This window comes from Hydrogenophaga sp. L99 (genome assembly GCF_058731905.1).
Map to the genome: position 1 here is coordinate 3631829 of NZ_CM178972.1, position 12026 is coordinate 3643854.

The window sequence follows — 12026 nt, forward strand, 5'->3', positions numbered from 1 at the left end:
AGCCATGCAGGGACAGCTATTCACACAAGATTTTCTGACCCGAGGCGTCACGGAAACGCCGCCTTTCCAGGAGTTTGACGACACTGCCTTTGCAGCTTTCAAAGCAGCCCTTCAAGGCATCTTCACAGGTCTAGACAGCACCGCCACCATCAACGAGGCGCAAACCGAAGCCCTGGTGATCAACAAGGTGCTGGTGGAGCTGGGCTGGGGGGACGACGTCCTCCCGCAGGTGAACCTGTCGGGCAAACGGCGGGAAGACGTACCGGACGTGCTGCTCTTCCCCGATGCAGCGTCCAAAGCCACGGCGTTGCCGTTGAAAGACGACCAACGCTACCGCCACGGCATAGCCATCCTCGAAGCCAAGCGCTGGTTGCGCCCACTGGACCGCAGCGATACCAGCGATGCGCACGACCCCGACGCGCCCTCGTCGCAGATGCTGCGCTACCTGAGCCGTGCCGACGTGGTGTCGGACCGCGCCGTGAAGTGGGGCATGTTGACAAACGGTGCCGTGTGGCGCCTCTATTGGCAGGACGCCCGCTCCCGAGCTGAAGAATTCTTTGAAGTCGATCTGTCAGCCGCGCTGGGCGTTCCCGGTATACAGCACGAGCTGGACGAGATCGCCCCCGACCACGCGCTCAGGCTCTTTTTCCTGTTCTTCCACCGTGGCGCTTTCATGCGCCAAAGCTGGGACGACAGCGAACGCACCTTCCATGCGTACGCGCTCAACGAAGCGCGCTTGTACGAAGAAAAGGTGTCGCAAGACCTGGGAGCCCGCGTGTTTGGCGAGGTGTTCCCGCGGCTTGCCGATGCGCTCGCGCGTGGCGACCTCCACGCCAAGACCCAGGAAGTGGGGTACGGCCAGTTCAAACGGCCCCAATACACCACCGACTACCTGGACGAGGTGCGCGAAGGCGCGCTAGTGTTGCTCTACCGGCTGCTGTTTCTCTTCTACGCCGAAGACCGCAACCTGCTCCCAGTGCGCGACGAACGCTATGCGCCCTACAGCGTGCGCCGACTGCGCCAGCGAGTGCGCGACGACATCGACGCTTCCAAGGTGTTTTCCACCAAGCTGGACAACATCTGGCGCGACCTGAAAGGTGCCTTCCTGCTGATCGACGAAGGCGACGACGCGGTGGGCATGCCCGCCTACAACGGCGGCCTGTTCGACCGCGCCCGCTCGCCGCTGCTGGAGCGCACCCGCGTGCCCGACGCAGTGATGGCGCCCATCATCGACGCGCTGTCCCGCCGCACCGAAGACGTGATCCGGGGCTGGATCAACTACCGCGACTTGTCCGTTTCGCACCTGGGTGGCATCTACGAACGGTTGCTGGAATACAACCTGGTACATGAGGTACAGGCCCGCGACGACTACAAAGACAAACCCGAGATCAACCGCATCACAGCGCAGCCCGCCAGCTTTGCACGCAAGGTTTCAGGCAGTTACTACACGCACGACGATCTGGTGCGCCTGATCCTGCGCGAATCGGTGGGCCTGCTCGCGGGCGAGAAAGCCGACGACTTCGAGGCACAGATCAAGAAGCTCGCCAAAAAAACCTCGATGAACCCCGGCGACTGGGAAGCTCTGGATGCCAAAGACCCGGCCAGCCAGATCCTGGAGCTGCAAATCTGCGACCCCGCCATGGGCAGCGGCCATTTTCTGGTGGCGCTGGTGGACGATCTGGCCGACCGCATTCTGGAAGCCATCACCACCGCCACGCTGAGGGTGAACGAGCAGCCCTGGGCCGCGCATCTGGCGGAACGCGGGCAACCCTGGCAAAGCCCGGTGCTGCAACGCATATCGGCCATTCGCTCCAGCATCCGAAAAACCGCCAAGAACCACGGATGGGCCGTGACCGATGCGCAGCTGGACGACCGCCACATCGTGCGCCGCATGATTCTGAAGAAATGCATCTTCGGTGTGGATAAGAACCCCATGGCGGTGGAACTGGCCAAGACCGCGCTCTGGCTGCACACCTTCACCGTGGGCGCGCCGCTCAGCTTTCTGGACCACCACCTCAAAATCGGTGACAGCCTGCACGGCGAGCAACTGCCGACGGTGCAGCGCGGCCTGCAGCAGCTTGGCGCGTTGCTGCTGCAAACAGAGTTCGACCGTCTGGCGCTGGCCGCCAAGGCCATGGCTCAGGTGGCCGACCTCACCGACGTGGACATTGGCGAAGCCGAGTTGTCCAAACAGCTGGCCACCGAAGCGCAGGCCCAGCTCGCGCCTTTACACGCAGTATTGGATTTTTGGCGCGCGCTGCGCTGGCTGGTGCCGGGCTGGCCTGTGGAGAAAATCAGCCAGTTGCCGCGCTTGCTCAAGCTGCCCAAAGACGCCGAGCAAGCCAAGGCCGCGATCGCTGCGGGTCAACACCCTGAGTACGCTGGTCTCATGCGGCTGCTGGACCCGAACCACAACCTGGTGTCGGTGCTCGCCACCGGCAAGCTGGATGGCGACGACGCGGCCACCTCGGCGGCCAACGCCCTCATCGCCCGCGCTCGCGCACTGGCCGCGCGCGAAACCTTCTTCCACTGGTGGACGAGTTTTCCCACCGTGTTCGCGGGCAACTCCTCAGGCTTTGACGCGCTGATCGGCAATCCGCCGTGGGACAAGATTCGCTTCGAAGAGGTCCCCTGGTTTTCCGAGCGTGTTGAAGCCATCGCGAAAGAACCCCGCGCTTCTGATCGAAAACGGCGGATCGCAGAGCTTCAGGTTCAGAAATCCGGGTTGTGGACCCAATACGTGGAAGCCACAGAACGCGCCGAGGCCAACGCGCGCGTGCTGGGCAACGGCAAGCTGGGTAGCGGTGACTACCCGCTGCTCGGCGGGGGTGACATGAACCTCTACAGCCTGTTTGTCGAGCGTGCGCAAACGCTGTGCGCACCAAAAGGTGTGGTGGCCCTGCTCACACCCAGCGGTATTGCGGCCGACAAAAGTGCGTCTGCGTTTTTTCGCTCCATAAGCGCCACCGGTCGTCTGGGCGCGTTGTTTGATTTCGAGAACCGCAAGGGATTTTTCCCGGACGTGGACTCGCGTTTCAAGTTTTGCACCCTGGTCTTTGCCGGCAACCAGCGTGTGTTCCCGAAGAGCCGCTGCGCTTTCTACCTGCACCGCATTGATGAGCTGGACAACGCCGAGCGCACGCTTTCATTGAGCGCCGAGGACTTTGAGCGCGTCAACCCGAACACCGGAGCGGCGCCCATCTTTCGCAACCGGCGCGACGCCGACATTGCGCTCAACGTGTATACAAATCACCCGGTTCTGTTGCGTCACGGCAGGTTCAGCGAAAGTCTCGGTCAGCTACCCGATCAGAGGGCTTGGCCTGTGCGACTTGTAAGGATGTTTGATATGACGATCGACTCCAAGCTGTTTATCAAGCCTAGTGAGCTGAAGAAAGACGGTTGGGCGCCTGGACCGATGAACCGCTGGTTCCGAGGAGGGGAAGAGGCGTTGCCTCTGTACGAGGGCAAGATGGTGCAAATGTTCGATCACCGGGCTGCCGATGTGGTTGTGAACGCGGCCAACCTCAAGCGAGCGGCTCAACCAGAAAGCATTTCGGCTGTCGAAAAGGCCTCGCCCATGCGGATGCCCGAGCCTCAATATTTCGTCAACACGGCCTCCATTGCCCCTGAACTCCGTTTCAACTGGGCCATCAGCTTCAAACAGGTCACGTCGCCGACCAACGTACGCTCCTTCATCGCCGCTGTGTTGCCGTTCTGCGGCGTTGGACATTCGATGTCTGTGATATTGCCGGACGCAGGAGCAGGGTCAGCAACCCCGCCCTGGACACATGCCCTGTTGCTTGCAAATTTGAATTCGTTTGCATTTGACTTTCTCGGGCGACAAAAACTCCAGGGGCAGAACTTCAGCGCCTACATCTTGGAGCAACTTCCCATCATCGCCACCGAGCGTTTCCAAGCCAGCGTCGGTACCCAAAGCATCGCCGACTTCATCCGCCAGCAGGTACTGGCCCTGACCTACACCGCCCACGACATGGCGCCCTTTGCCCGCGACATGGGCCACGTGGACGCACAGGGCGAGGTACTGCCACCGTTTATCTGGGACGAGGAAGACCGGCGCGCCCGCATGGCTTCGCTGGATGCGCTGTTCTTCCACCTCTACGGCATCAATGCCAAAGACGCGGCCTACATCCTGGACACCTTCCCCATCGTGCGCGAGCAGGACATGAAGCTGTTTGGCCGCTACCGCACCAAGGAAGACATCTTGGCGAAGCTCAAAGCCATTGAGGGCGGCCAGCTGGTTTGACCGGGTGCCAACGGTCTGGGTGGACCGAAAGGCCACTCAGACCAGTCAGGAAAACTTGATAAAACTTGATTTATTCGACCCAGGCGTCACAATTCACCGCCTATGCACAAAGTTATCCACAGCCCGTCCATCAAAGCGGCCCTGGCCGAACGCGGATGGACCCAGGATCAACTAGCCGAGGCCATTGGCGAATCTGCCCAGGTGGTGTCGAACTGGCTTCAGGGGAAGAACTTTCCCCGGCCGGCCAAGCTGCTGAAGCTGGCCACCACGCTCAAGCTGGGCTTTGACCAGCTGGTGATGCCCGAGACGGATGCACCCGTCATCGCTTTTCGAAAAAAGGGCGGTGCCAAAACAACAGACGAGCACATCGTCAAAGCCATGGCCATGGCAGCCCTGCTCAAACCTCTGGTTGCGTATTTGCCCGAGAGGCGAGCACTGCACACATCGCTGCCCACCCCAACGACCGACTATGCGCCGTTGCAAAGCGCTGTGGCTCAGGTGCGGCAGAAGCTGGGCATCGGCTTGGCTTCGGTGCTTCGGTACGAGCACCTGATCAACGAGTTCCGCGACAACGACGCTTTGCTGGTACCCGTGCTGTGGGGCGAAAAGCAGAACCACAAGAACGCGCTGCACATCTTGCTGCCGGCAGACAAGGTGACGTTTGTCTACCTGAATCTGGACACCCACCTGGAAGACTTCAAGTTCTGGATGGCACACGAACTGGCCCACGTGTACACCCCAGAACTGGCGGGCAAGGACGAAGGCGAAGACTTCGCCGACGCTTTTGCCGGTGCCCTGCTTTTCCCGCAGGCATGTGCTGAAGGCGCCTACGCGAAGGCCATGCAGACACGTGGGGGGCAGGCCATGATCGCGGCCTTGCTGGAAGCGGCTCACGAGCACGTCATTTCTCTGAACACCGTGTTTCTCCAGGTCCAGGCCTATGCTCAAGCCAAGGGTCTGAAGCTCCTGCCACTGGAAGGCCGACAAATTCATGCGGTGCGCAACAGCGTGCGAGACGGACTGGTCAGTCAAGCTTTGTTTGCGCCTGCGCCACCAGACGCCACCGAGCTGATCAAGGCAACCAGCAACGTGTTCAGGTCCGACTTCTACGTGGCCATGCGCCAATTGCTCAATGAGCGTGAAACGGGCGCTGGCTACCTGCAACAGGTGCTGGACATCGGATTGCAGGACGCAACCGCCATGCGCGCATCTCTGGTGGGAGACCCAGCGCGTTGACCACACTGGTCCTGCTTGATACGAACGCCTACCTGCGGTTGGCGAAACGGGTGCGACCGCTGTTGGGCAAGAAGTTCGGGCAGAAGGACTACGTCCTGACCGTCTTGAAGGATGTGCAAAACGAGGTGCTGCGTCAGCCCAGACTGCAGTTTCTCTTTCCTTGGTTTGATGCCGACGAGTTGCTGGCACAGGAACGACTGAGCAACACCATCAAGCTCAGCAAAGACGAAAAGGCAACGCTGGATGCGGCCGCCAGCGCGCTCCACGGAATCGTCCAAATGGACCCAGTGCGGTTCATGAAACACCGGCGTTCGCCCCCTTCTTATACCGATTGCCGCGTACTGGCGTTCGGCCAGATTCGTCCAGCCGTGGTCGTGACCGATGACCTGGCGATGCACGAACTGGCCGAGCTGACCGAAATTGGCGGTCTTTGGCATGGCCATGCACTGCTCAAGAAAATGCTGACAGCCAAGCTGATCGACAACGATTTGGTTCGGGAAATCTACACAGCGCTGGAGTCCAACAGCTTGGATGGCAGCAGTGACTTGCCAGCCTCTTGGCAAAAGGTCAAATACACCGCATTTCTGAAAGTCTTTGGGAAACCAAAGGCTTCGTAGCAGGGGCTTGATTCAAGCTGGCCAGTCAACTGCCGATACGGTAGGCAACTGCGTTCTGTATTGCGAACACCCCATGGACCCCGCCCTGCCCGCACCAGACGACGATCTGGGCCACTACCTCTCGCTGATGGTTACCCACGGCGCATCCGACCTGTTCCTGTCCAGCGGCACCGCTGCGGCCATGAAGGTGCAAGGCGTCATCAAGCGGCTGTCTGAAGGCAAGCTGGACGCCACCCACACCCAGCGGCTGGCCTATTCGGTCATGCGCGAGTCGCAAATCCGCGAGTTCGAGTCCACCCTGGAATGCGACCTGGCTATCGCCCTGCCCGGCCTGGGCCGCTTTCGCGTCAACGTGTACCGCCAGCGCGGCGACGTGGCTGTGGTGGTGCGCCACATCAACGCCAAAATCCCGTCACTGGACGCGCTCAAACTGCCACCGGTGCTGAAAAAACTGGCCCTGCTCAAGCGCGGCCTGGTGCTGGTGGTGGGTGCTGCGGGTTCGGGCAAGTCCACCACGCTGGCGGCCATGCTCGACCACCGCAACCGCAGCGTGAGCGGCCACATCCTCACGGTGGAAGACCCGATGGAGTTTGAACACGCCCACGGCCTGTCCATCGTGGACCAGCGCGAGGTGGGGCTGGACACGCAGAGCTTTGACGAAGCGCTGCGCCACGCCATGCGCGAAGCACCCGACGTGATCATGATCGGCGAGATCCGCGACCGCGAAACCATGCAGCACGCCATGGCCTACGCCGAAACGGGGCACCTGTGTGTGTCGACCCTGCACGCCAACAACGCCAACCAGGCGGTGCAACGCATTCTGAATTTTTTCCCCGAGACCGCGCACCGCCAGGTGTTGATGGACCTGTCGCTCAACCTCAAGGGCGTGGTGGGCCAGCGGCTGATACGCGGCTCAGCGGGTGCGTTGGTGCCGGCGGTTGAAGTGATGCTGCTCTCGCCCTACGTGGCCGACCTGATCCAGAAGGGCCAGACCGACGAGATCAAGGACGTGATGGCCAAGAGCACCGAACTGGGCATGGCCACCTTTGACCAGTCGCTGTACGAGCTGTACCAGCGCGGCGACCTCACGGCCGAGCAAGCGGTGGAATACGCCGATTCGCGCACAGACCTGTCGCTGCGCATCCGCCTGCACGCAGGCAAGCGGCCCGACGCCGGCAGCCTGCGCATGGCCGGGTGAATCCAGGAACCCGGTTGATCGCTGCGTGAAGCAGTGCTCACCCCGCCACCAGCGCTGGCGCCCACCGGGTTGTGCGCACGCCACAGGGCCGGCAATGTCACACGAATGGATGGTCGGAGCAAGCGCAAAGCCCGGGTCGGGAGGGTGCCAGCACTTACGCTGAACACCCCAAGAGGTGCCTGCGGGCACACCCCAACGCCTTGATTTCCGAAAAAACCCATGTCCTATTTGCCCCCCATTCGCCGTTTCGTATGGCCTCTGGTAACCGCCGCGCTGCTGTCTGCCTGCCAAACAGCACCCCCCGCACCAGCGCCTTACAGCGGTCCGGTGCTGCCGATCCAACAAGCCGACCGGGGTGTGGAGATCATGCTGCCAAGCTCTGCCTTGTTTGAAGTGGGAAAAAGCTCACTCAATGCGCAGGAAGCGGGGCCGTATCTCGACCGTATTGCGTACCTCATCAAGACCAAGAGCGACAAGCAAGTGGCGCTTGAGGGCCACGCAGACAATGTGGGCAATCCCGATCTGAACCAAAAATTGTCCGATGAACGGGCTGCCGAAATTGGCAAAGGCCTGGCGGCCCGGGGTGTACCTGAGCAGCGCATCAAAACTTCGGGCTTCTCTTCACGGCGCCCGGTGGCATCCAACACCACCGCCGAAGGACGGCAACTCAACCGCCGTGTCGAGGTGGTTTTGCTGGACGAAAAGGTGGAAAACATCACCCGGGGCGAGCCCGCGGGCGCTTTTGCCTCGGCGTGGGACCAACTCAAGAACCTGATTGATCAGGGCGTCGTCAAGGCCGTGGATAAATAAGAGCATGCAACGCAGACAATGGCTGGCCTTGGGTGCCGGTGTGATCGCATCCGGAAACGCCCTGGCACAGTCTGGCAACCGCAAAGCAGCTGCCACGGGCAACAAGGTGATCGGCATCGCTTTGGGTGGCGGCTCTGCGCGCGGATTTGCCCACATTGGGGTGCTCCAGGCGCTGGACGAAGCCAAGGTCCCGATCAGCATCGTGGCGGGTACCAGCGCGGGTTCGCTGGTGGGTGCCTTTTACGCTGCGGGGTTTTCACCCTGGAAGATGCAGGAAGTGGCGCTGAAAGTGCGCGACATCGATGTGGCCGATCTGTCCTCTGGCAACCGGCGCGGCATGTTGGGTGGAGCAGGCCTGAGACGCCTGGTCAACAGCTACCTGGACAACATGCCCATCGAGAAAATGCCCCGTCGGTTTGCGGCCGTGGCCACCGACCTGGCCACTGGCGAACTGGTCGCGCTGAAACGCGGCGACACCGGCGGTGCAGTGGCGGCCTCTTGCTCCATTCCGGGCGTTTTCATTCCAGCCCTTTTTGAAGGCCGGGAACTGGTGGATGGTGGACTGACCAGCCCGGTGCCTGTGGGTGTGGCGCGGCAGATGGGCGCCGATATGGTGATTGCTGTCGATGTGGGCGGACGCCCCACCAGCAAACCCCGCTCGGGGCTTTACGAGATCATCTTGCAATCGTTCGAGATCATGGGGCGCTCACTGGCGCAAATGGAAAGCAAGACGGCGAACCTGCTGATCCAGCCCAAGACGGACCGCTTTGACAGTTCCGATTTTTCCGCCCGCAAGGAAATGATCGAAGCGGGCTACTTGGCAGGCCAGGCGGCCTTGCCAGACCTGCGCCGCCGGCTCGGTCTCTCGTAAACGCCAGCAGGCCGGGGGCGCACGGCTCGCCTTTCAGCCTTCCCGCTCGCAGCGCCCCTGCGCCGTGGCCAGGCCACGGAAATCGCTGGTCCAGGTCTGGCTGGCGGTGTCGATCTGGATGCGCTCGTTGTCCAGCGCGGTCAAGATCAGCGTCTCGCGGACGTTGAAGGTGTACACCGGCACGCCGTCAATCTGCACCGAACGCACGCGCTGCTGGTCGTAAGCAATGGCCACGGTGCGCGTCCAGGTGGTGCGCGCCGGCAGGTACACGGCTTCGCACACCAGCGTGGTGCTGGCGGGTTCGGTCTGGGCGCCAGCCAGCACCGTGAACCCGGCCAACACGGCTGCCAGCGGGCGTTTCACGGCTGTGGGTCCTGCTGCGCCATGCGCTCGCTTTTCCAATACACGTCGTCGCCGCCGTTCATGCGGTTGAGCACGCGCGCCAGCACAAACATGAGGTCGCTCAAGCGGTTCAGGTACTGGCGCGGGGTTTCTTTCAGCGCCTCTTCGTTGCCCAGTGCCACCACAGCGCGCTCGGCGCGCCGGGCCACGGTGCGGCAAACATGGGCTTGGGCGGCGCCGCGGGTGCCGGCGGGCAAAATGAATTCTTGCAACCGCGGCAGTTGTTCGTTGTAAGTGGCCAGGGCATCGTCCAGTGCCAGCACCGCCTCGGGCTTGAGCAGCTCGAAGCCCGGAATGGACAGCTCGCCGCCCAGGTTGAACAGTTGGTGCTGAACCTCGACCAGCAGCGTGCGCACGTCGGGCGCCATGTCTTCGCACAGCAGTACGCCGATGTGGGAATTGAGCTCGTCCACCTCGCCCATGGCGTGCACGCGCAGACTGTTTTTGGACACGCGGGTGTTGTCACCCAGCCCGGTGGTGCCGGCGTCGCCGGTGCGGGTTGCAATTTGTGTGAGTCGGTTGCCCATGAAAAGTCCTCAGGTGGCGGGTGTGCAGACAAAACCGCATTGTGCGGGAACGCGGGGCCCAGCGCCCTCTGTGCGGCCCGTAACCACACGCGTGCAGATGTGTCCCAGGCAAATATCCTGTCAACCAGGCAACAGGTGGCAAAACCACTGGCCGGCCGGGCTGGCGTGGGTTGGAATGGGCGCTCGTTCAACGCACTGGAGCCCGACCATGACACGTCAACGAAACCGCATCACCCCATTTGAGATCCGCAGCGTGCAGCTGATGGCCGCCTGCACGCTGGGGCTGGCTGGCCTGGCGAGCAACCAAAGCGCGCCCAGCTCGCCGTCGGGCGGTGCCAAAACGAGTCTGTCTTCTGCGGCCGGCGCCGCACACACCCAGCGCCCCAACACCCCGGCCACCTTGCGCCGGCCAGAAACCCTGGAAGAACAGAAAAAGAAGGCGGCTTGAAGGGCGAGCAGCGGTCCTTTGGTGTGACTTGCCAAGTGCCACCCAACCGCCCCGAAAGCGACAGCCACCGAGCGCACGGCGGAGGTGCGACCGCGTAAACTGGCGGCCTGCAGACACCCGCTGCGCAGGAGACACGCCATGAACGCCCCCACACCACATACCCACCTTGCCCCCGACATTCAGCCCCGCGAGGTGCCCGCCGAACTGATGGCGGCGCTGCAAACCCGTTTTGGTGCGCAGTGCTCCACCGCGCTGGCGGTGCGCGAGCAACACGGGCGCGACGAGTCGGTGTACGACGTGCCGCCACCCGCTGCGGTGGTGTTTGCCCAGAGAACGCAAGACGTGGCCGACGCCGTGGCGCTGGCCGCCCGGTACCGGGTGCCGGTGATTCCCTTCGGCGTGGGCTCGTCGCTGGAAGGCCACTTGCTGGCTGTGCAGGGTGGTATCAGCATCGACGTGAGCCGCATGAACACGGTGTTGTCCATCAACGCCGAAGACCTGACCGTGACGGTGCAGCCCGGCGTGACGCGCAAGGCGGTGAACGAAGCGGTGAAAAGCGAAGGCCTGTTCTTCCCCATCGACCCCGGCGCAGACGCCTCCATTGGCGGCATGGCGGCCACGCGCGCCAGCGGCACCAACGCCGTGCGCTACGGCACCATGCGCGAAAACGTGCTGGCGCTGGAAGTCGTCACCGCCAGCGGCGAAGTCATTCGCACCGGCACCCGCGCCAAAAAAAGCAGCGCCGGCTACGACCTCACCCGCCTCATGGTGGGCAGCGAAGGCACGCTGGGCGTCATCACCGAAGTCACGCTCAAGCTGTACCCGCTGCCCGAAGCCATTTCGGCCGCCACGTGTTCGTTCCCCAGCATCGAAGCGGCGGTGCGCACCACCATTCAGGTAATCCAGATGGGCATTCCCATTGCCCGCTGCGAGCTGATCGACGCCGGCACCGTGCGCATGGTCAACGCGCACAGCAAGCTCGGCCTGCGCGAAGAACACATGCTGCTGATGGAATTCCACGGTTCGCCGGCCAGTGTGAAAGAGCAGGCCGAAACGGTGCAAGAAATTGCCAGCGAGTTCGGCGGTAACGCCTTTGAATGGGCCACCACGCCCGAAGAGCGCACCCGCCTGTGGACCGCCCGGCACAACGCCTACTTTGCCGCCATACAGAGCAAGCCGGGTTGCCGCGCCGTGTCCACCGACACCTGCGTGCCCATCAGCCGCCTGGCCGACTGCCTGCTCGACTCCGTGGCAGAAGCCGACGCCAGCGGCATCCCCTACTTTTTGGTGGGCCATGTGGGCGACGGCAACTTCCACTTTGGCTACCTGATCGACCCCACCAAACCCGAAGAGCGCGAGCAGGCCGAGGTGCTGAACAACCTGCTGGTGGCGCGCGCGCTGAGCCTGGAAGGCACCTGCACCGGCGAACACGGCGTGGGCCTGCACAAAATGGACTTCTTGCTGACCGAAGCCGGCAGCGGTGCGGTGGACATGATGCGTACGATCAAGCGCGCACTCGACCCGCACAACATTTTGAATCCGGGCAAGATCTTCGCACTCTGAACGGGCGTCTGCGCCTCAACCCCCTGCCACAATGGGCGGAGCCGCGCGCCACTTGCGGCCGCCGAAACAACAAAAGGCTGACAGACCTTG

General features: G+C 62.5%; 10 protein-coding genes. 8 read left to right on the top strand and 2 right to left on the bottom strand.

The window, feature by feature from the left end:
• The first annotated feature begins 4 nt into the window (after positions 1 to 4).
• From AC4QBL_RS17410 to AC4QBL_RS17435, 6 genes are all read left to right on the top strand, one after another.
• On the top strand, positions 5 to 4264 hold the full coding sequence (locus tag AC4QBL_RS17410; RefSeq protein WP_472907728.1) for an Eco57I restriction-modification methylase domain-containing protein: 4260 nt from the start codon (positions 5 to 7) through the stop codon (positions 4262 to 4264).
• Between the two features lie 102 nt (positions 4265 to 4366).
• Positions 4367 to 5500, top strand: a complete 1134-nt coding sequence (locus AC4QBL_RS17415; RefSeq protein WP_472907727.1) for an ImmA/IrrE family metallo-endopeptidase — start codon at positions 4367 to 4369, stop codon at positions 5498 to 5500.
• Positions 5497 to 6117: a hypothetical protein gene (locus AC4QBL_RS17420; protein WP_472907726.1), complete on the top strand. Its 621-nt coding sequence runs from the start codon at positions 5497 to 5499 to the stop codon at positions 6115 to 6117. The genes AC4QBL_RS17415 and AC4QBL_RS17420 overlap by 4 nt, the downstream gene beginning before the upstream one ends.
• A 73-nt stretch (positions 6118 to 6190) precedes the next feature.
• On the top strand, positions 6191 to 7315 hold the full coding sequence (locus AC4QBL_RS17425) for a PilT/PilU family type 4a pilus ATPase (protein WP_472907725.1): 1125 nt from the start codon (positions 6191 to 6193) through the stop codon (positions 7313 to 7315).
• A gap of 219 nt (positions 7316 to 7534) precedes the next feature.
• Complete coding sequence (locus AC4QBL_RS17430) at positions 7535 to 8125, top strand: OmpA family protein (RefSeq protein WP_472907724.1); 591 nt, start codon at positions 7535 to 7537, stop codon at positions 8123 to 8125.
• A 4-nt stretch (positions 8126 to 8129) separates the two neighbouring features.
• Entirely contained in the window at positions 8130 to 8996 is an 867-nt protein-coding gene (locus tag AC4QBL_RS17435; RefSeq protein WP_472901912.1) for a patatin-like phospholipase family protein, read from the top strand.
• A 33-nt stretch (positions 8997 to 9029) separates the two neighbouring features.
• Here AC4QBL_RS17435 and AC4QBL_RS17440 read toward each other — a convergent pair whose 3' ends face one another.
• Together AC4QBL_RS17440 and AC4QBL_RS17445 are read right to left on the bottom strand one after the other, a co-directional pair.
• Complete coding sequence (locus AC4QBL_RS17440) at positions 9030 to 9359, bottom strand: hypothetical protein (RefSeq protein WP_472901913.1); 330 nt, start codon at positions 9357 to 9359, stop codon at positions 9030 to 9032.
• Positions 9356 to 9925: a cob(I)yrinic acid a,c-diamide adenosyltransferase gene (locus AC4QBL_RS17445; protein WP_472901914.1), complete on the bottom strand. Its 570-nt coding sequence runs from the start codon at positions 9923 to 9925 to the stop codon at positions 9356 to 9358. The genes AC4QBL_RS17440 and AC4QBL_RS17445 overlap by 4 nt, the downstream gene beginning before the upstream one ends.
• A gap of 208 nt (positions 9926 to 10133) precedes the next feature.
• On the opposite strand from AC4QBL_RS17445, the gene AC4QBL_RS17450 reads away from it, so the two are divergent.
• Together AC4QBL_RS17450 and AC4QBL_RS17455 are read left to right on the top strand one after the other, a co-directional pair.
• Positions 10134 to 10373 carry a hypothetical protein gene (locus AC4QBL_RS17450; protein ID WP_472901915.1) on the top strand — a complete coding sequence of 80 codons (240 nt, stop codon included), beginning with the start codon at positions 10134 to 10136 and terminating at the stop codon, positions 10371 to 10373.
• 138 nt (positions 10374 to 10511) lie between these two features.
• On the top strand, positions 10512 to 11936 hold the full coding sequence (locus AC4QBL_RS17455; RefSeq protein WP_472901916.1) for an FAD-binding oxidoreductase: 1425 nt from the start codon (positions 10512 to 10514) through the stop codon (positions 11934 to 11936).
• The last annotated feature ends 90 nt before the right edge of the window (positions 11937 to 12026 follow it).